Genomic DNA, 20,011 nt, shown 5'->3' on the forward strand with positions numbered 1-20,011 from the left:
AATCGTGAGAGCCGAGCCAGCTGGTTAGAACCCGCCCGGCACTGGCGGATCAACCAGCGACGACGAAGATCAGGTACATCGCGATACCGACACCGATCATCGGCACGGCGTCCAGCAGGCCGGCCATCAGGAAGGTACGAGTCTGGAGCAGGTTGCTCAGCTCAGGCTGGCGAGCGGTGGACTCGAGCAGCTTGCCACCGAGGATGGCGAAACCGATACCGGTGCCGAGCGCGCCGAGACCGATCATGATCGAGGCAGCGATGTAAATCATTTCCATGGTGAGGCTCCTGTAGATAAACCAAGGTTGGGTCGGTTCAAGGGTAAGTGCAGATGCGTCCAGTCACCGAGGCATCGCGCACGACGTCGATCGATCCAGCGCCCCGGCGCAGAGTGGTCGGCGTCGGCCAGACCGGACTGCGCCACGCGGCGCGAGCTCGATGATTCCTTTTAGTGTTTCTCGTGGGCCTGGCTCAGGTAGACGATGGTCAGCATCATGAAGATGAAGGCCTGCAGGGGGATCACCAGGATATGGAAGATCGCCCACGGCACGTCCAGCGCCCATTGGATCCAGAACGGCAGCAGGGCGATCAGGATGAAGATCACCTCGCCGGCGAACATGTTGCCGAACAGTCGAAGACCCAGAGAGAGCGGTTTGACCAGCAGTCCGATCAGTTCGAGCACCAGGTTGAACGGCACCAGCGCCCAGTGATTGAACGGGGTGAAGGCCAGCTCGCGAGAGAAGCCGCCGATGCCCTTGATCTTGATGCTGTAGTAGAGGATCAGCGCGAAGACGCTCAGCGCCATGCCCATGGTGACATTGGGGTCGGCGGTCGGCACCGGCTTCATGTACTCGACGCCGAGCAGGGCGGCGATGCTGGGAATCAGGTCGACCGGCAGGAACTTGATCGAGTTCATCAGCAGGATCCAGACGAAGATCGTCAGAGCCAGCGGGGCGATCAGATTGCTATTGCCATGGAAGGTGTTGCGTACCAGGTCACCGACGAAGACCACCGCCATCTCGACGATGTTCTGGGTACGCCCCGGCACACCGGTGGTCATCGACTTGGCGACGCGCCGGAAGAGCCAGAGGAAGGCCACGCCGATCAGGATCGACCAGAACATCGAATCGAGGTGAATGGACCAGAAGCCCATCGCCTGGACGTCAGCGCTGCTGTGGGCCAGTGACCAACCGCGTTCCGGGTGCAGACCAAAGGTCAGATTCTGGAGGTGGTGATTGATGTATGCCGATGATGCTGACGATTCGCTCGCGACCATTGATCTGCCTCAAATCCGGCGGCTAACCAGCCCGCGCAGCAGCCAGGGGGCTAGCCAGTGCGCAAGGGAGGTCGCCACGTAAGCACAAAAGAACGAAGCTGGGTTTGAGGGGGGCACTAGCGCGAACACGATCGCGAAGAGTGCCACCGTCAAACCGAACTTACCCGCTGCCGCACGGTAGAGCGTGCCGACGGAACCTTGCGAGGCACGAGCCGAGTAGACACGCGAAAACTGCCAGGCGAAATAGAAGCAGGGAATCACGCTGACCAACGCACCGGAGAACGCGCTGAAAGCGGCCTGTTGGTCGATCGCAAGCAACGCGACCAGTGCCGCCGCCATTCCCACGGCCGACTGAACCGCCACGATCTTGAACGGCAAGGTGTCGCGCGGCTTTCTTTGGCGATGTACCGCGGAACTCACTCGCTGCATGATGTCCAAGTACTCGACTGTCTTTCCGGGCGGCGCCTGGCGCTTAGAATGCGCGCAAGCCAAGGTTCGGCTTCAAAATTCCGGCGAATTATAAGGCGCGCACAGATGCGCTTCAATGCAATGTTGGTCGGAAGCCCGTCTCTTGGGCTTGATTTAAGCCCGCTGAGCACTGATTCCGGCAAATCTGCGGCAAAATGCCGCAGTCCAAAGATCAAACTTCCCATCACTTCAGCGAATGTGGGCGAGTATTCCGTCCAGCTCGTCGAGGCTCGAGTACTTGATCAGTACCTTGCCCTTGCCGGATGCACCATGATCGATCTTCACGGCGGCGCCGAGCAGCTCGCCGAGACGGTTCTCGAGCTGGGCGACATCCGCCGTGCCGCGGGACTCCTTCGCCGGCGGCGATAGCAGCCGACGAACCATCGACTCGGTCTGGCGCACGGTGAGCCCGCGAGCCACCACGTCGCGAGCGGCGTGACGCTGCCGCGCACCCTTCAACGGCAGCAGCGCCCGGGCGTGGCCGACGTCCAGCTCGCCACGCTCCAGCATGCCCTGCACCTCCGCCTCCAGCGCCAGCAATCGCAGCAGGTTGGCCACCTGGGCGCGCGACTTGCCGACCGCCTCGGCGACCTGCTGCTGGGTAAGAGCGAACTCGTCGATCAGTCTCTTCAGCGCCAGCGCCTCGTCGATCGCGCTCAAATCCTCGCGCTGGATGTTCTCGATCAGCGCCAGCGCCAGCGCGGACTCGTCGTCCAATTCCCGAACCACCGCCGGAATCACCTCGAGCCCGGCGAGCTGCGCCGCGCGCCAGCGACGTTCACCGGCGATGATCTCGTAGCGCTGGCGCTCGCCCTTACCGGCGAGCGGGCGCACCACGATCGGCTGCATCACGCCACGGTGCTTGATCGAGGCGGCGAGCTCATCGAGCCGTTCGCGATCGAATTCCCGTCGGGGCTGGTAGCGGCCGCGGCTCAGCGCGCCGAGCTCGAGCCGCAGCAGTCGCTCTGCGTGCTCGTCCTCCGAGCGGGGGGAAGCATCGACCGGAGCTTCGGCTGGATCGGCATGCCGCTCATCGACGCTCACCTCGTCGAGCGGCGTACGGCTGCGGCCCCGCGCGCCGATCAGCGCATCGAGCCCGCGTCCCAGTGCGCGCTTGCGTGTCATGCGAGATTCCCCTCTGCGGATGCCGGCAAGGCAGGCGTGGACGAGACATGGCGTTTCATAGCGAGAGCCTTTTGATCAGCTCCTTGGCCAGCACCCGATAGGCGTGGCTGCCGCGCGAGAGCTTGGCGTATTTGGTCACCGGAAGACCGTGGCTCGGCGCTTCCGCGACGCGCACGTTACGCGGGATGGCGGTCTTCAGCAGGTCGTCGCCGAAATAGTCGGAGAGCTGCTTGCTGACGTCCCGGGTGAGGCTGATGCGATTGTCGTACATGGTTCGCACAATGCCATGAATGGCCAGGGTCGGATTGATGCTCGCTCGCACCTGCTCGACGGTGTCGAGCAGCGCCGAGAGCCCTTCGAGGGCGTAGAACTCGCACTGCAGCGGGATCAATACCCCGTCCGCGGCGGTCAGGGCGTTGACCGTGAGCATGTTGAGCGACGGTGGGCAATCGATCAGCACCACGTCGTAGTCGCCGCTGACCTCGTCGAGCGCCTTGGCCAGGCGCCGTTCACGATGCTCGAAGTCGAGCAGGCTGACCTCGGCGGCAGTGAGGTCGCCATTGCCGGGCAGCAGGTGATAGCCCGCCTTGGGGCAGCGCACGATCGCCTCACGCGCGCTGATCTCGCCGAGCAGCACATCGAGGGCGCCGCCGTTGGGCAGGTCGTGCTTGTCGACCCCGCTGCCCATGGTGGCATGGCCCTGCGGGTCGAGATCGACCAGCAGCACCTTGCGCTTCAGCGCGCCGAGGGCGGCAGCGAGATTGACCGCCGTGGTGGTCTTGCCCACACCGCCTTTCTGGTTGGTCAGCGCGATGATCTGGGTCACGAAGCTGTTCCTTGCTGATCGAGATGATGCTCCGGCGCGAGCCGCAACAGGTGGCGCGCGCCCTCCTCGCCAGGTACCGCGAGGGAGATACGCTCACGGATCACCACACCAGCGGGAGCCCGCTCCTCGTCGACCTCGCGTCGGCCTTTCATCGCCAGCCACTCGCCGCCGGCACCGAGCAGCGGACGGCTCAAGGCGATGAAATCGTCGAGCGAAGCAAAGGCGCGGCTGACGATCTGGTCGAATCCGTGCGCGTCGGTGAAGGCTTCGATCCGCTCGTGCACCGGATGCACGTTGGCGAGACCCAGCTCGAGCACCGCCTGGCGCTGGAAGCGCACCTTCTTGCCGTTGCTGTCGAGCAGGGTGAGTTCCAGCGAAGGATCGAAGATCGCCAGCACTATCCCGGGCAGTCCGGGGCCTGCGCCGACATCGAGCACTCGAGGACCGCGTACCCACGGCACGATGCTCAGGCTGTCGAGCAGGTGGCGTTTGATCATCGCCTCGGGATCACGCACTGCGGTGAGGTTATAAGCGCGGTTCCACTTGTGCAACAGGGCAATGAAACGCAGTAACCGATCACGGCGATCCGCATCGAGTTCCAATCCGAGCCGGGCACAGCCCTGGTCGAGCAGCGCCCCGAGCCTGGGCGCGTCGATCGCTTCCGCCATCAGGCACGCTCCTGGGCGTCGATCCCGAGCGCTCTGCGCTCGCGTTTCTTGAGCTGGATCAGCAGAAGCGATACCGCGGCCGGCGTCACCCCAGAGATCCGCGCGGCCTCGGCGAGCGTACGCGGCCGGGCGCGATCGAGCTTCTGGCGGATTTCGCTGGAGAGTCCGTCGATCCGGGCATAGTCGAGATCCATCGGCAGCAGGGTCTGCTCGTGGCGCTTGAGCTTGTCGATCTCCTCCTGCTGGCGATCGATATAGCCCTGGTACTTGGCCTGGATCTGCACCTGCTCGGCGACCGCCGCGTACGCCACCGGGGCGTCGCCGCGCTTGAGCCCGGCGATGTCCTGGTACTCGAGCTCGGGACGTTTGAGCAAATCGAGCAGGCGCTGTTCGCGGGTGAGCTCGCCGAGCTTCGCCGCCAACCGCTCGGCCTCCTCGGTGCGCGGGTGGATCCAGGTCGAGGCGAGCCAGGCCTGCTCGCGTCCGATCGACTCACGCTTGGCCTCGAAGGCGCGATAGCGCGCATCGTCGACCAGACCGAGCTCGCGGCCCTTTTCGGTCAGGCGCAGATCGGCATTGTCCTCGCGCAGCAGCAGCCGGTATTCGGCGCGCGAGGTGAACATCCGATAGGGCTCCTGGGTACCGAGACGAATCAGGTCGTCGACCATCACCCCGATGTAGGCCTCGTCGCGGCGTGGATACCAGCACTCCCGGCCTTGCGCGCGGCGCGCGGCGTTGAGCCCGGCAAGCAGCCCCTGGGCACCGGCCTCTTCGTAGCCGGTGGTGCCGTTGATCTGTCCGGCGAAGAACAAGTTCTCGACGAAGCGGGTCTCGAGCGAGTGATGCAGGTCGCGTGGATCGAAGAAGTCGTACTCGATCGCATAGCCGGGACGAGTGATGTGCGCCCGTTCCAGGCCCTCGATCGAGCGCACCAGGGAAAGCTGGACGTCGAACGGCAGCGAGGTAGATATCCCGTTGGGATAGAGCTCGTGGGTGGTGAGGCCTTCCGGTTCGATGAACACCTGGTGGCTCTGCTTGTCGGCGAAGCGATGGATCTTATCCTCGATCGACGGGCAGTAGCGCGGTCCGATTCCCTCGATCACCCCCGAATACATCGGCGAGCGATCGAGGTTGGCACGAATGATCTCGTGGGTGCGCTCGTTGGTGTGGGCGATGAAGCAATCGACCTGCCGCGGCTGCATCGCGCTGGTGCCGATGTAGGACATCACTGGGGTCGGCGTGTCGCCCGGCTGCACCTGCATGCGCGAGAAATCGACGCTCCTGGCGTCGATTCGCGGCGGTGTACCGGTCTTCAACCGCGCCACGTTGAACGGCAGCTCACGCAGCCGTGCCGCCAGCGCGGAAGCGCTGGGGTCGCCTGCGCGGCCACCGCTGTGGTTTTCGAGCCCGATGTGGATCACCCCACCGAGGAAGGTGCCAGTGCACAGCACCACCGTCTCGCCATGAAAGCGAATCCCTGCCTGGGTCACCGCGCCGCGCACCTTGCCATCCTCGACGATCAGATCGCTGACCGCCTGCTGGAAGATCGAAAGGTTCGGCTGGTTCTCCAGCATTTCCCGGATCGCCGCCTTGTACAGCACTCGGTCGGCCTGAGCGCGCGTAGCACGCACCGCCGGCCCCTTGCGTGAGTTGAGCACGCGGAACTGGATCCCGGCGCGATCGGTGGCCAGCGCCATGGCGCCACCCAGGGCATCGATCTCCTTGACCAGGTGGCTCTTGCCGATCCCACCGATGGCGGGATTGCACGACATCTGGCCGAGGGTCTCGACATTGTGGGTCAGCAGCAAGGTGTCGACGCCCATGCGAGCGGCGGCGAGCGCGGCTTCGGTTCCGGCATGGCCACCGCCGATGACGATGACGTCAAAGCGGTTGGGGTAATCCACGGTAGTACCTCGAAAGACTGTCGGGGCGCTGGAGCATGCCGGAGAGGGTCGATCCTGCCGTTTGCGTAAGGCGCAAGGCATGCGGTGCGCTGGGGATTAGGCCGCGCATTATAGCGCGCCTGTGGGTAACCGTCAGGGGTTTTCCACACCTCGCTTTTGACCTTGGATTCATTTACTAAACAAAAATAAGAAAAAGGATTTATTTAAAGAAGTTTTGTTGTAGTAGTGACTATTGAGTAGCGATTTTTCTGTGGAAAACCAACTTTTATCCTTTTCATACAGAAAGTTAGGCTGTTCGCTACTGCGATGGAAAGTGGCGGACCGGCTGGGTGCGACCGGTGTGCGGCCTGTGGACAAAATGCATGGTTGTCCACACCCCGAGTTGTGCCCCTGTTTTCAACCGGCGCATACCCTGCTTGTCATCGTTTTCGTTCACGTCCACGTCAAGCTGGTGCGCGGCCAGCGCTGCCGTGGGCTGCAGGCCGATATCGGGGGTCAGGAAAAAAAACTTGTCCACAGCCGGATATCCGCGGATTCCGGGCTGCGCTGGATCGAGCCGACGAAAGTAGGGCGTCTTGAGGCGCTGAGTCTTGAGAAGCTAAGAGAGAGAAAGGCGAGGAGACACGACGCGGGCATTGCGCCCGCGTGATGAACAAGCGGGGATCAGACGGTGAAGGAGATCCCGCAGCCGCAGGTGGTGGTGGCGTTGGGGTTCTGGATCAGGAAGCGGGCACCGGCGAGGCCTTCCTCGAAGTCCACCGTTGAACCGACCAGGTACTGGTAGCTCAACGGATCGACCAGCAGCGAGACGCCGCCGTTTTCGATCACGGTATCGTCTTCCTGAACCTCGTCGCTGAAGTCGAAGCCGTACTGGAAACCGGAGCAGCCGCCTCCGGTGACGTACACGCGCAGCTTGAGCGCGGGGTTGTGCTCTGCTTGCGCCAGTTGGCGCACCCGCGCCGCGGCGCGATCGGTGAGGATCAGCGGAGTCGGGATGAAGGTTTCGGCGCCACTCATGCGTAGCCTCCTGGACAGGTGGTGCGATGGCGGTGGGCGGACGTCGCTGCGGCCTCATCCATCGCAGAATGGGAGATAGTGTAGCATTTCGCCGCGCCGGCTGGCGTCATCGTGGCCGCTGGGCAGGGCGCTTTCCGTTATGATGACGAAGCGTGCAGCCCATTCGTCGTCGGCCGTGTTCGCGGGTCGAGCGAGCGGGCGCGGCAAGTGCGTTGAATTTCAATAAGACCGGCGGTATGCCGGCGTCACTGACCGTTGGTGCTGGACCGATACTGGATTGGGAGTCCGAATGACCGCTTGGCTTTTGGCATTGCACATCCTGGCGCTGATTCTCTGGTTCGCAGCGTTGTTCTACCTGCCGCGTCTTTTCATCTATCACGCCTACGCGCTGCGCCAGCAAGACGAGCAGGGCGCCCATCGCTTCGAGGTGATGGAGCGCAAGCTCTACCGGCTGGCGATGAACCCGGCGATGATCGTCACCCTCTTGCTCGGGATTTCGCTTGCGTTGACCAATCCCGGCTACTTCCTCGGCTCGGCGTGGTTCTACGTCAAGCTGGTACTGGTGGTGCTGCTGATCGGTTATCACCATATGTGCCTCGGGCTGATGCGCCGGCTGCGTAGCAATCAAGGTAAAAAGCCGATGTTCTACAAGATCTTCGCCCTGGTTCCGGTGGTGATCACCGTAGTGGTGGTGATCCTCAGCGTGGTGCAGCCGTTCTGAGCCGCTCATTCGACAGCCGCCCACGGCCGCCGGCGGTGCTGGTGTTCGCCGGGCTCGATCCGAGCAATGGGGCTGGGCTCGGCGCCGACCTGGAGGCGATCCGCGCGGGCGGCGGCTGGGCGCTGAGCGTGCCCACCGCGCTGACGGTGCAGGATACCCACGATGTCGCGCGGGTCGTGCCGGTCGATCCTGGCTACCTGCTCGAGGCGGCGCTGCGGATCAGTGCCGACGTGCCCGTCGCGGCGGTCAAGGTCGGGCTGCTCTCGAGTCTCGGCACCCTCGAGGCGCTGCTATCGTTTCTCGATCTCCATCCCGGCCTGCCGCTGGTGGTCGATCCGGTATTCAAGGCCGGAGGTGGCAGTGAGCTGTCGGGGCAGGCGCTGATCGCCGCCTGCCGGCGCAGGCTGCTGCCGCGGGCGACGATCACCACGCCCAATCGTTGCGAACTCGCCCGACTGGCCGGTGAATACGACGACGATGTCTCCCGCGCGATGGCGCTCTGCGCCGAGGGGCCGGCCGTGCTGGTCACCGGCACGGATCCGCTGCCGGGAGAAACCGCTGGTGAAACGATCGAGCACGTGCTGCATCGCGCAGGTTCCTTTCCACTTCGATGGCAGTGGCCTCGGCTGCCGGGCCGCTACCATGGCTCCGGCTGTACGCTGGCCTCTCGGCTGGCGGTGGCGTTGGCGACAGGCGAGTCGCTCGAACGCGCTTGCGAGATCGCCCAGCGCTTCACTTGGGATGCGCTGGCCGCGAGCCACGCCCTTGGCGGCGGGCAGCGGCTGCCGGAACGTTGGCCTGCGAGGAGGGCGCCTTGAACCCAGCGCATGGCAAGCAGTACCGGGATTGGCGCCGGGGCGTCTACGCGATTACCGACAGCGGGCTGACCCCGGACGACGAACGACTCTTCGCCGCGGTCGAGGCTGCGCTCGAAGGCGGCTTGGCGCTGCTTCAGTACCGCGACAAGTCGAACGACCAAGTCCTGCGCGAACGCCAGGCACGCGGGCTCGCAGCGCGCTGCGCCGCCCATGGGGTGGCGCTGATCATCAATGACGATCTGGCGCTCGCGGCGCGGCTGGGAGTCGGCGTTCACCTCGGCCAGCAGGATGGCTCCATCGCTGCCGCCCGCGCGCTGCTCGGCGAACAGGCGATCATCGGTGCGACCTGCCATGCGAGCCTCGAACTCGCTCGTCGCGCCCGCGACGAAGGCGCGAGCTATCTCGCCTTCGGCCGCTTCTTCGCTTCACGCACCAAGCCAGAGGCGCCGCCGGCCTCGCTCGAGCTGCTCGGCCAGGCGCGAGCGCTGGGGCTGCCTTGCGTTGCGATCGGCGGTATCGATCACAGTAACGCCGCCATCGCGCGCCGCGCCGGCGCGGATCTGATCGCGGTGGTGCACGCGGTATTCGCCGCCGATGATCCGGCTCGCGCGGTGATCGGTCTGCGCGAAGCCCGCTAGGGCGGTTTTTCGCCCTCCGCACTCTGTGCGAGACTGGCGGATAGCATGGCGTACCCGTCCTGGTCTCTGCGGTATCGTGGTCGGCGCCGATAGCGCAGGGATCCCGCGGCCACGCGCTTGGTGTTGCGCCGCCACAGCTTCATTCTCCAGCCAACATTTGCAGGAATCGACGATGACCACCTCCCAGCAGCTCTTCGATCTCGCCCAGCGCCACATTCCTGGAGGGGTCAATTCGCCGGTGCGCGCCTTCAAGGGGCTCGATCGGGCGCCGGTGTTCATCGAGCGTGCCAAGGGCGCCTATCTGTATGACGTCGAGGGCAAGCGCTACATCGACTACGTCGGCTCCTGGGGACCAATGATCACCGGGCATGCCGATGCCGACGTGCTCGCCGCGGTGCGCGAGCGTCTCGATGACGGCCTCTCCTTCGGCACCCCGACCGCGATCGAGACCACCATGGCGGATTTGATCTGCGAGATCATGCCGTCGGTCGAGATGGTGCGGATGGTCAATTCCGGCACCGAAGCGACGATGTCGGCGATCCGCCTCGCCCGCGGCTTCACCGGGCGGGACGCGATCGTCAAGTTCGAAGGCTGCTACCACGGCCATGCCGATTCGCTGCTGGTCAAGGCCGGCTCCGGCGCCTTGACCCATGGAGAGCCGAGCTCCCCTGGCGTGCCCGCTTCGCTGGCCGAGCATACCCTGACGCTCAGCTACAACGATATCGACGCTGTGCGCGAGCTGTTCGCTGCGCGCGGCGGCGAGATCGCCTGCATCATCGTTGAACCCGTGGCCGGCAACATGAACTGCATCCCGCCGCTGCCAGGCTTCCTCGAGACCCTGCGTGAGGTCTGCGACGCGAGCGGTGCGGTGCTGATCTTCGATGAGGTGATGACCGGCTTTCGCGTCGCGCTCGGTGGTGCCCAGGCGCATTACGGCATCACCCCCGACCTGACCTGCCTCGGCAAGATCGTCGGCGGTGGCATGCCGGTTGGCGCCTTCGGCGGCAAGCGCGAGATCATGAGCAGAATCTCGCCGCTCGGCCCGGTCTACCAGGCCGGCACGCTGTCGGGTAATCCGCTCGCGATGGCCGCTGGGATCACCCTGCTCGGCAAGGTGCGCGCCGAGGGTTTCCATGCCGCGCTTTCCGCTCGAGCGGCCGAGCTCTGCGAGGGTCTCGAGCGGCTCGCGCGGGAGGCAGGGATAGCTCTGCTGACCCACCAGGTCGGCGGCATGTTCGGGCTGTTCTTCACCGACCAGCCGGCGGTCGACGACTTCGCCGCCGCCACCGCCTGCGACACCGAGCGCTTTCGGCGCTTCTTCTCGCTGATGCTCGACCAGGGGGTCTATCTGGCACCATCCAACTACGAAGCCGGGTTCATCTCCAGCGCCCATGGCGATGCCGAAATCAGTGCGACCCTACAAGCGGCGGCGAAGGCTTTCGCGGCGCTCTGAGCGCAAGGCGCTGAAAGTGGCGTTGGTCGAAAAGGTGGTTTGGAAGCGATGGCCAGGAGGGAGTCGCGGACGCGCTTTTTCGATAGACTTGATCCATCGGCGCGTTGCGTCTTAGACATCCATCTCGACAGTCAAAGGCCGCCAGGGGCCTATCCCAGCCAGGAGCTAGAACTTGACTCAGCCTTCGCGCCAGCCTTTGTTCGAGGCTCTCCACCGTCACGGCGTACTCGATGCCGAACGCCTTACCGAGGCCGATCGGCTCGATTGCGACCAGCTGATCGAACTGTGCCACCAGATCGCCGAACGCATGCTCGCCCAGCGCGACCGGCCCAAGGCCGTGGCCGAACCGCCCTACCAACGTCTCGACCAGGCGATGCTCGCCTCGCTCGAGCGCCTCTGCGCGCATCCCGCCACCGGTGCCTACGCGGAAGAACTCGAGCAGCTCGGCTACTGGGCGGTCGAGGCCTTCGCGCGGATGCACGGCGCGCTCGAGAAGCGCCGCCAGCTCGGCCTGAGCGTGCCGGTCGGCGAAGTGGTCGAAGGCGATGTCTGCCTCGAACTCGTTGCGGTCTGCTGCGACATTCTCACCCTCGATGGTCTGCCGCTGGCCAACGAAGTGGTGGATCGCTATCTCGAAGGCTGCGGTGACTTCGAGATGATGCGGCTGTTCGACTATGCCGCGGTCTACTATGCGCTGCGTCGTGCCGAAGAGGTGGTCGACCAGCCGCTGGCGCTGCGCCGCTACATCGAGACGACCATCTACATCGCCGAGTTCCGGGTGCCTTACCTGCTGCTCGGGGTGGGGGTGATCGGCAGCGGCAAGAGCCGCTTCACTCAGGCAGCGATGCGCGAGCTCGCCGGTATCCGGGTACGCTCCAACGTCGAGCGCCAGCGATTGCTCGACGAGCGCGCCGCTGCCGGCTTGCCGGTGCTCGGCGAGTACGACCCGGAGATCACCGCTGAAACCTATGCGCGGCTGGCGAAGATCACCGGCGCCCTGCTGGAGGCGAGCTACCCGGTCTACATCGACGCCACCTGCCTCAAGCGCGAGCAGCGTGACCTGCTGCGCAACGAGGCGCAGTCGCGTGGATTAGCGACGCTGATGGTCAATTTCCAGGCCGACCGCGCGACGCTCGAGGCGCGGATTTCCCGCCGCTCGAACCGTCGTCAGGAGCGCCCGGAGGTAGCATTCAAGGTGCTCGACGAGCAGCTCGCCCAGTTCGAGCCGTTCGAAGAGGATGAACGGATCCACCTGATCCAGCTCGACACCACCGCGCGCGACGCCAACGTCACCCTGGTGGCGCTGATCCGAGAGCACCTGCGGCTGAGCTGATCCCGCTGATTTTTCTTAAGTTTTTCCGCCGTTTTCGATCCGTCAAGCTCCGCTAATGAGGAAATGTCCCAGGCACTTTGGGACATTTCCTCAGTAGAGTTATTAACGGCGCGTATCGATAGGTTTCAATATTTATATCGGCTCTTTCTTGTGGATTTATTACTTAAATATTTTATCAGTAAAATCATTAAGTTATGACAAATTAAGTTTGAACAAAAATTAGCTTTACAAAAAGATCGACTCCCCTTCATGACAGTGATGAAAACGCTAATCACGCCTTAATTTCTGTGCGACCAAGGTCGTACTAGCATGATCCTTCCATAGGTTCTTGGACGAAAGCATCGCTTCCCAACCACGTTGCCAACGGCGAATTCGTGCGACCCAGAGATCGGGCCTGCGCTACCGGATTTCATCGCGAACGTCGGACCGACCCTATTTCCAAGGAGAGCCGAGTCATGGACTTCATCGATCGATTGCTGCTTGAGAACCGTGCTTGGGCGCAGGAGAACCGCGCCTATGACCCCGAGCTGTTCGAACGGCTCAGCGCCGGTCAGTCACCCCGGGTGCTATGGATTGGCTGCGCCGACAGCCGAGTGCCGGCAGAGCAGATCTGCAACGCCGAGCCGGGCGAACTGTTCGTCCATCGCAACATTGCCAACGTCGTCGCCGAGGGAGACAGCAGCCGCAGCGTGCTGGAGTACGCGATCGAGGTGCTCCAGGTCGAGCACATCGTGGTCTGTGGCCACCATCGCTGCGGCGGTATCCAGGCCGCCCTGAGCCCGGAGGAGACCGGGCTGCCCCACGTCGATCGCCACCTCGAACCGATCCGGCAGCTGCGCGATGCCCATGTCGACACGCTCCACCCCCTCGCCGAGCGAGACCGCGTGACCACGCTCTCCGAGCTCAACGTTCGAGCCCAGATCGAACTGCTGGCTCGGCTGCCATTGATCAAGAAGGCCCACGAGGAGAAGCGTGGCCCGACCCTGCACGGCATGATGTACGCATTGGAAAGCGGCCAGCTGCGCGAACTGGTGCGCTGGCCGCCGGGCTCTACACACAGTTTCATGACTTCTTCGGCCATGGCGCTCAGCGAATGAACGTCGTCTCGTCCTATCGTTCGTTCATGGCCGCGCGGCAAGGAGGCTTTCGATGAGTGATACCCAGGTCTTGCCTGATCACCCGTTGCGCAATCTGAAATACGATCTTCCCGCTGGGATCGTGGTGTTCCTGGTCGCCATTCCGCTGTGTCTCGGCATCGCCATGGCCTCTGGCGCACCGCCACTCTCTGGTCTGCTCGCCGGCATCGTCGGTGGCCTGGTGGTCACGCTGGTCAGCGGTTCCGCGCTGAGCGTCAGTGGCCCGGCCGCGGGGCTGGTGGTGATCGTGATCGCAGCGATAGAGAGCCTCGGCTTCGACGGCCTGCTGATGGCTACGGTGATCGCCGGGGTATTGCAGATCGTCTTCGGCTACCTGCGCCTCGGTCGAATCGGTGCCTTCGTGCCCAGCTCGGTGATCAAGGGCATGCTCGCGGCGATCGGTCTCATCCTGATCGTCAACCAGCTGCCGCTGATGGCCGGCATCGCCCAGGACGCCGAAGTCGGTCTGTTCGATACCGCGCTGTTCGAGCAGGGCTCCGGCCTCGCGCTGACCATCGCGCTGGTCTCTCTGGCGATCCTGCTGCTGTGGGAGCGTCCTTCGATCAAGGGCTCCGTGCTCGGGCGCCTGCCCGCGCCGCTGGTCGCGGTCGTGGTCGCGGTGCTGATCGACCGACTGATGCCGGCTAGCCTGATGGCCCCGCTGGGCGATGCCCACCGTATCGGCCTGCCGATCGACGCGATGGGTTTCGCCGGGGCGAGCGAGTTCCTTGGCCAGCTGCAGATGCCCGCGCTGGACCGGCTGCTCGACCCCGAGGTCTACATGGTGGCGGTGACGCTGGCGCTGATCGCCAGTCTCGAAAGCCTCCTGAGCCTCGAGGCCGTCGACAAGATCGACCCGCAGCGGCGTCATTCACCGCCGCACCGCGAACTCAAGGCCCAGGGCGTGGGCAACGTGCTCAGCGGCCTGATCGGTGGGCTGCCGGTCACCGCGGTGATCGTGCGCAGCTCCGCCAACGTCCAGGCCGGTGGGCGCACGCGCATGGCGAGCCTGGTGCACGGCCTGCTGCTGCTGGCGAGCGTTGCCTTGCTGGCGCCGATGCTCGAACTGATGCCGCTGGCCTGTCTCGCAGCGATCCTGGTCCATACCGGTTACAAGCTGGCCAAGCCGGAGATGCTGGTCGAGCAGTACCGCAAGGGCTTCAATCGCGTAGTGCCGTTCGTCGCCACGGTAGTCGGGGTGATGGCGATGGACCTGCTCAAGGGCGTGCTGGTCGGCATACTCTGCGGGCTGTTCTTCATGATCCGCGCCAACTATCGCCGGGCGGTCTCCTTCACCCAGGAAGGGCATCATGCGCTGTTGCGCTTTCGCACCGACATCTCGTTTCTCAACCGCGAAGAGGTGCGTAGCCGGCTCGAGCGGGTGGCGGCAGGCACCTATCTGATCATCGACGCACGCCAAGCCAACCACGTCGATCCCGACATTCGCGAAGACATCGAGGCATTCGCGCGCAACGCCCCCGCGCGGGGGATCAGCGTCGAGCTGCGCGATGTCGGCGGTCTCTCCGCGACCTTCCCCGCCGATCCTGACGTGCTGCGTGAGCTCGAAGATCCCTCTTCGACAGCCTCGACCTCCCCCCAGCGCGCCTTCGGTTGAACCTTGCCCCCGCCCAGCAGGGCGGGGGCAACGCCTGGTGTTTGCCCTGTCGAGGCGTCGTCCATCCCCTTTTCCCGCTGGCCCGAACGACCAAGGTCTACTTCTGGGGTCGCTCCAGGGAGTGCAAAGCTCATTGGTTAGAGTGGCGCAATCCTTACACTGCCCAGCGAGGCGCAGCTGCGCGCTGCCACCGGCTGCGAAATCCTGACCTAGAGGAGCGAGAGATGAACGATGTGGTGATCGTTGCCGCGACGCGCACCCCGATCGGTGCCTTCCAGGGCGCGCTCGCCGGGGTATCGGCGATCGAGCTGGGTACCACCGTGGTCCGCTCGCTGATCGAGCGCAGCGGCATTGCGCCGGAGCAAGTCGAGGAGGTGATCCTCGGCCAGGTGCTGCGTGCGGGCCTGGGCCAGAATCCGGCCCGTCAGGTCGCGATCGGTGCGGGACTGGCCGAGTCGGTGCCGGCGCTGACCGTCGACAAGGTGTGCGGTTCCGGGCTCAAGGCGATCCAACTCGCGGTCCAGGCGATCCGTCTCGGCGACGCCGAGTGCGTGATCGCGGGCGGCATGGAGAGCATGAGCCGTGCGCCCTACGTGCTGCCCAAGGCGCGCCAGGGGCTGCGAATGGGCCATGGCGAGCTGCTCGACAGCATGATCAGCGACGGCCTGTGGGACGCCTTCGGCGACTACCACATGGGGATCACCGCCGAGCACCTCGCCAGCCGCTATGGCATCGGTCGCGAGGCGCAGGATGCCTTCGCGCTGGAATCCCAGCGCCGTGCCCAGGCGGCGATCGAAGCCGGGCGCTTCGAGGCCGAGATCACGCCGGTGGAGATTCCCCAGCGGCGCGGTGGGTCGCACTGGGTGACGCGCGACGAACAGCCGCGCGCGGATATCGACGCCCATGCGCTCGCTCGGTTGCGCCCGGCGTTCGATCCCAACGGCTCGGTGACCGCCGGCAACGCCTCCTCGCTCAACGACGGCGCCGCCGCGGTGGTACTGATGAGCGAGGCGCGCGCCCGCGCGGCTGGCCTGGCGGTGCTCGCCCGAGTGCAAAGCTACGCCTCGACCGGGGTAGACCCGGCGGTGATGGGGATCGGCCCGGTGTCGGCCACCCGCCGCTGCCTTGAGAAGGCGGGCTGGACGCTCGACCAGCTCGAACTGATCGAGGCCAACGAAGCCTTTGCCGTCCAGTCGCTGGCGGTGGCCCAAGAGCTCGGCTGGGACCTCGGGCGGGTCAACGTCAACGGCGGCGCGATCGCCCTCGGCCACCCGATCGGCGCCTCCGGTGCCCGGGTGCTGGTCACCCTGCTCCACGAGATGGGGCGTCGCGGCGTCCACCGTGGCCTCGCCACCCTGTGCATCGGCGGCGGCCAGGGGATCGCGATCGCCGTGGAGCGTTGAGCGCGGCGTCCCGGGGGTGGGTCATGTCGATCCACCCGAAGACACGGCGGCTGGGCCGATGAAGGCGCTGATCCGTGGGTCGATTTCGCCGCTGCGGATTTTCATTGGCGGTGCGTCGAGGTGAATCTCGCCGTCTTCCATGAACAGGATGCGATCGGAGATCGACATCGCGAAGGCCATCTCGTGGGTGACGATCACCATCGTCATGCCTTCCTCGGCCAGTGCGCGGATCACCTCGAGCACCTCGCTGACCCGCTCGGGGTCGAGCGCCGAGGTCGGCTCGTCGAACAGCATGATCTTTGGTGCCATCGCCAAGGCCCGTGCGATCGCCACCCGCTGCTGCTGGCCACCGGAGAGCTGGTGCGGGTACTTCTCGGCGTGGGCGAGCATGCCGACCTTGTCGAGCAGCGCCAACGCCTGCTGGCGTCGCTGGGTGGCATCCAGGCGGGCGTGGTAGCGCGGTGCCAGGGTCAGATTGTCGACCACGCTCAGGTGGGCGAACAGGTTGAAGCTCTGGAACACCATGCCGACTTCGAGGATGCCCTGCTGGAAGCGCCCACCGTGGCGCTCACCGGCGGTGATGAAAGACTCACCGAACAGCACCACTTCGCCGACATCGATCGGCTCCAGCCCGTTGAGTGCGCGAATCAGCGTGGTCTTGCCCGAGCCGGAAGGGCCGATCACCGAGATCACCTCGCCCGTTGCGACCTTGAGATCGATGCCCTTGAGCACTTCATGGCTGCCGTAGCGCTTGCGCACCTGATTGAGTCGCAGGGCATCTGGCTGGCCGGTGTTGCGCGCCTCGCTGCTTACCGCCGGAGGACGCGGGAGCGAGGCTCTGAGCGCGGCGAGCCGATGTTCGTCGAGCGTCCCAGGGGTGCGCGTACCGACTTCCAAGCGCCTCTCGAGCCGTTCGAGCAGGCCGCCGAACACGGTGACGATGCCGACGTAGTAGATCGCCACCGCCGCCAGGGTCTCCATGATCATGAAGTTCTGGGTGTAGAGCCGCTGGCCGACCATCAGCAGCTCAGTGAGCGAGATCACCGAGATGATCGAGGTCAGCTTGACCACGGTGATGTATTCGTTGATCAGCGTCGGCGCCGACACCCGCAGCGCCTGGGGCAGTACGATCAGCCGCTGGATGCCGAGATAGCGCAGCCCCAGTGCGTGGGCCGCCTCCCGCTGGCCCTTGGGCACCGCGAGCAGGCCGCCGCGATGGATCTCGGTCATGTAGGCGGCCTCGGTGACCACCAGGGCGACCAGGCCTGAGTAGAAGGGGCTTGAAAGCACGACCCCGGTGGCTGGGAATATCTGCGGCAGGTTGTAGACGAACACCACCAGCACCAGCAGCGGCACGCTGCGGAAGAACCAGACGTAAAGCCCGATCGGCACGCGCAGGAGCCTGTAGGTGGACATCTTGCCGAGCGCCAGCGGCAGGCCGATCGCGAGGCCGAGCGCCCAGGAGAGCGCGCTCAGCTCGATCACGGTGAGACTTGCCCGCCAGAAGGCGGGCATCGAGAACAGCGAAACGAAATAGCCCCAATCGAACAGCATCGCGAACTCCCGGACGCGTCATGGGAAGGCGCCCGCAGAGCGGGGCGCCAAGGGTAGGCACACGGCGGTGGGCGTGCGCCCCGCGTCGATGCTCAGCTCTCGGTGGGCGGTTCGAGGCCGTACTGGTCGAGCAAGGCCTGGTAATCGCCGCTGGCCTTGAGCTCGTCGAGGGCGGCGACGATGGCGTCATGCAGTGCCTGGTCATCCTTGCGCAGGAAGATGCCGATGGTCTGTGGATAGATCAGCTCGGTGGTACTGACCTCCACCCGGTCCCGAGTGCGCTCGGCGATCATCAGCGCAGCGCCGCGAATCTCCATCTGCGCCTGGATGTTGTTCGAGAGCATCGCCTGGGTCGCCTCGGGGGCGCTGGCGAACTCCTGGATGTTGATCGGGCCGTGGCCGTTGGGCACGCAGTACTGCTCCGACAGCTCGCCGAGCTGGGCGACCCAGGTGGTGCCCTGCTGCAGGCCCACGCTCATGCCGCAGAGATCCTCCGGCCTGGTCGGCGGGTTTTCGGCACCCGCCCGGACCAGGATCGCCGCACCCGTGCGACCATAGGGAATCGCCTGGGCCTGTTCGAGCCGCTCGGGAATGATGTACATCCCCGATATCACGGTGTCGAAGCGCCGCGCGCCGAGGCCCAGCACCAGTCCGGCGAAGCGGGTATCGATGAATTCGACGTCGGTGCCGAGCTTCTGCGCCAGCAGCCGGGCGAGGTCCGGGTCGAGGCCGACCACCTCATCGCCATCGTAGGACTCGAAGGGAGGGTAGGTGATGTCCATGCCGACCTTGAGCGTGCCGGGCTCGAGCGTTGGCGCTTCGGCCTGGGCCGGCGACAGGGTCAGCGAAGCGGCCAAGCCAAGGCTCACGGCCGCGCAAAGCTTGCGTATCTGACGAAACGGGATTGAGGGCATCTCTTCACCTTGTTGTGATTGGCTCTGGTGATTACGGCTCGGTGGTCGTTCGGGCGGTGCGGACGAAGAACTTCAGTCGTTCATCGATTGCTGCTTGAGATGGCCGAAGCTCGATGGCTTGCGCGAGCGCTGCGGCAGGCTCAGCTCGCCGGCCTCGACCTTGCGTTTTAGGTACTGGTAGGTCTGCAGGGCTTGGGCGTACATGTGCTCACCGATCGCCATCGCCTCGTAGCGGCGCTCGCCATCGTTGAACTGCGGCAGCGGTTCGATCCGGGTGTGATAGTCGCAAGCATAGAACAATGGGAAGGAGTAGCGCTCCTGGCTCACCTTGCGCACCCGGTGGGCGGTGGCGACGAAGGCACCGTTGGTCATCACCTCGAGCATGTCGCCGATATTGACCACGAAGGCGCCTTCGATCGGCGGCACGTCGATCCAGCTCCCCTCGGCATTGAGCACCTCGAGCCCGGGGTTGTCGGCGAGCAGGATGGTGAAGCACTCGTAGTCGGTGTGCGCGCCGATCCCCGGTGCGTCCTCGGCGTCGGCGTTGAACGGATAGTGGATCAGCCGCAGCTTCGACGGCGGCGCTTTCGCCATCTCGTCGAAATAGTGCTCATCGAGCCCGAGGGCCAGGGCGAAGCCCTGGAACAGCTTGTGCCCGAGGGTGAAGACCTCGTCGTAGTAGCGGCTCGCCGCCTCGCGGAAGCCGTCGAGCGGCGGCCACTCGTTGGGGCCGAGCAGCGGCGTGCCGCCGAGCACCAGCGGGTGGTCGGCGGGTACTTCGAAGCCGATGTCGAAGGCCTCCTTGAGATCCGGTACGCCCTTGCCGTAAACCTCTTCACCGCGCGGCACGAAGCCCTTGTGGGTCTTCGAGGCGCCGATGTAGTCGCGCATCTTGGTCTCGAGCGGCTGGGCGAAGTACGCCTTCGTCGCCTTGCGCAGCCCCTCGATCGTGGTCTGTGCCACCGGATGGCCGACGACATAGAGGAAGCCAATCGCGCGAGCGGCGTTGCCGAGCGCCTCGGCGACCTGCAAGCGATCCTCCAGCCGGTCGCTGTAGAGCCCCGAGATATCGATCACCGGGACTCGATCGAAGGCGGTGACGGTGGATGTCGTACTCATGTGGGTGTGCTCCTGGTCGCGTGG

At 64.9% G+C, this 20,011-nt stretch carries 20 protein-coding genes; 8 read left to right on the top strand and 12 right to left on the bottom strand.

What is annotated here, in order from left to right; all coding sequences use genetic code 11:
* Positions 1–49: 49 nt before the first annotated feature.
* From atpE to erpA, 9 genes are all read right to left on the bottom strand, one after another.
* On the bottom strand, positions 50–277 hold the full coding sequence (atpE, locus tag A5892_RS02140) for a F0F1 ATP synthase subunit C (RefSeq protein ID WP_027350932.1): 228 nt from the start codon (positions 275–277) through the stop codon (positions 50–52).
* A gap of 170 nt (positions 278–447) precedes the next feature.
* On the bottom strand, positions 448–1,275 hold the full coding sequence (atpB, locus tag A5892_RS02145; RefSeq protein WP_064121391.1) for a F0F1 ATP synthase subunit A: 828 nt from the start codon (positions 1,273–1,275) through the stop codon (positions 448–450).
* A gap of 9 nt (positions 1,276–1,284) precedes the next feature.
* Positions 1,285–1,704: an ATP synthase subunit I gene (locus A5892_RS02150; protein WP_064121392.1), complete on the bottom strand. Its 420-nt coding sequence runs from the start codon at positions 1,702–1,704 to the stop codon at positions 1,285–1,287.
* 228 nt (positions 1,705–1,932) lie between these two features.
* The gene (locus A5892_RS02155) at positions 1,933–2,868 is read right to left on the bottom strand and encodes a ParB/RepB/Spo0J family partition protein (RefSeq protein WP_064121393.1); all 936 of its coding nucleotides are present in this window, start codon (positions 2,866–2,868) and stop codon (positions 1,933–1,935) included.
* Between the two features lie 55 nt (positions 2,869–2,923).
* Positions 2,924–3,694, bottom strand: coding sequence for a ParA family protein (locus A5892_RS02160; protein WP_064121394.1), 771 nt, complete (start codon positions 3,692–3,694; stop codon positions 2,924–2,926).
* On the bottom strand, positions 3,691–4,362 hold the full coding sequence (rsmG, locus tag A5892_RS02165; RefSeq protein WP_064121395.1) for a 16S rRNA (guanine(527)-N(7))-methyltransferase RsmG: 672 nt from the start codon (positions 4,360–4,362) through the stop codon (positions 3,691–3,693). The genes A5892_RS02160 and rsmG overlap by 4 nt, the downstream gene beginning before the upstream one ends.
* On the bottom strand, positions 4,362–6,266 hold the full coding sequence (mnmG, locus tag A5892_RS02170) for a tRNA uridine-5-carboxymethylaminomethyl(34) synthesis enzyme MnmG (protein ID WP_064121396.1): 1,905 nt from the start codon (positions 6,264–6,266) through the stop codon (positions 4,362–4,364). Before mnmG ends, rsmG begins: the two co-directional genes overlap by 1 nt.
* A gap of 298 nt (positions 6,267–6,564) precedes the next feature.
* The gene (locus A5892_RS02175) at positions 6,565–6,783 is read right to left on the bottom strand and encodes a hypothetical protein (protein WP_064121397.1); all 219 of its coding nucleotides are present in this window, start codon (positions 6,781–6,783) and stop codon (positions 6,565–6,567) included.
* 146 nt (positions 6,784–6,929) lie between these two features.
* Complete coding sequence (gene erpA / locus A5892_RS02180; protein ID WP_027350924.1) at positions 6,930–7,283, bottom strand: iron-sulfur cluster insertion protein ErpA; 354 nt, start codon at positions 7,281–7,283, stop codon at positions 6,930–6,932.
* 289 nt (positions 7,284–7,572) lie between these two features.
* Here erpA and A5892_RS02185 point away from each other — a divergent pair, with 289 nt between their 5' ends.
* The 8 genes from A5892_RS02185 to A5892_RS02220 all read left to right on the top strand — a co-directional run bounded on the left by A5892_RS02185 (position 7,573) and on the right by A5892_RS02220 (position 16,400).
* On the top strand, positions 7,573–8,004 hold the full coding sequence (locus A5892_RS02185) for a CopD family protein (protein WP_064121398.1): 432 nt from the start codon (positions 7,573–7,575) through the stop codon (positions 8,002–8,004).
* 35 nt (positions 8,005–8,039) lie between these two features.
* Positions 8,040–8,822 (top strand): bifunctional hydroxymethylpyrimidine kinase/phosphomethylpyrimidine kinase, encoded by a 783-nt coding sequence (gene thiD / locus A5892_RS02190; RefSeq protein WP_223302772.1) that lies wholly within the window; start codon positions 8,040–8,042, stop codon positions 8,820–8,822.
* On the top strand, positions 8,819–9,460 hold the full coding sequence (gene thiE, locus A5892_RS02195) for a thiamine phosphate synthase (RefSeq protein WP_064121400.1): 642 nt from the start codon (positions 8,819–8,821) through the stop codon (positions 9,458–9,460). The genes thiD and thiE overlap by 4 nt, the downstream gene beginning before the upstream one ends.
* A 172-nt stretch (positions 9,461–9,632) precedes the next feature.
* Complete coding sequence (hemL, locus tag A5892_RS02200; RefSeq protein WP_064121401.1) at positions 9,633–10,913, top strand: glutamate-1-semialdehyde 2,1-aminomutase; 1,281 nt, start codon at positions 9,633–9,635, stop codon at positions 10,911–10,913.
* A gap of 172 nt (positions 10,914–11,085) precedes the next feature.
* Positions 11,086–12,246: an AAA family ATPase gene (locus A5892_RS02205; protein WP_064121402.1), complete on the top strand. Its 1,161-nt coding sequence runs from the start codon at positions 11,086–11,088 to the stop codon at positions 12,244–12,246.
* Positions 12,247–12,701: 455 nt separating this feature from the next.
* A complete protein-coding gene (locus A5892_RS02210; RefSeq protein WP_064121403.1) occupies positions 12,702–13,343 on the top strand; it encodes a carbonic anhydrase in 642 nt (213 codons plus the stop codon).
* A gap of 52 nt (positions 13,344–13,395) precedes the next feature.
* Positions 13,396–14,997, top strand: coding sequence for a SulP family inorganic anion transporter (locus A5892_RS02215; protein WP_064121404.1), 1,602 nt, complete (start codon positions 13,396–13,398; stop codon positions 14,995–14,997).
* A 224-nt stretch (positions 14,998–15,221) separates the two neighbouring features.
* On the top strand, positions 15,222–16,400 hold the full coding sequence (locus A5892_RS02220) for an acetyl-CoA C-acetyltransferase (protein WP_064121405.1): 1,179 nt from the start codon (positions 15,222–15,224) through the stop codon (positions 16,398–16,400).
* A 21-nt stretch (positions 16,401–16,421) separates the two neighbouring features.
* On the opposite strand, the gene A5892_RS02225 is transcribed toward A5892_RS02220, so the two are convergent.
* The 3 genes from A5892_RS02225 to A5892_RS02235 form a co-directional block, all read right to left on the bottom strand.
* Positions 16,422–17,954, bottom strand: coding sequence for an amino acid ABC transporter permease/ATP-binding protein (locus A5892_RS02225; RefSeq protein WP_064121406.1), 1,533 nt, complete (start codon positions 17,952–17,954; stop codon positions 16,422–16,424).
* A 92-nt stretch (positions 17,955–18,046) separates the two neighbouring features.
* Positions 18,047–18,868, bottom strand: coding sequence for an ABC transporter substrate-binding protein (locus A5892_RS02230; RefSeq protein WP_064121407.1), 822 nt, complete (start codon positions 18,866–18,868; stop codon positions 18,047–18,049).
* Positions 18,869–18,940: 72 nt separating this feature from the next.
* Complete coding sequence (locus tag A5892_RS02235) at positions 18,941–19,987, bottom strand: isopenicillin N synthase family dioxygenase (protein ID WP_064121408.1); 1,047 nt, start codon at positions 19,985–19,987, stop codon at positions 18,941–18,943.
* Positions 19,988–20,011 lie beyond the last annotated feature (24 nt).

Source organism: Halotalea alkalilenta (assembly GCF_001648175.1).
Classification (GTDB): Bacteria; Pseudomonadota; Gammaproteobacteria; order Pseudomonadales; family Halomonadaceae; genus Halotalea; species Halotalea alkalilenta_A.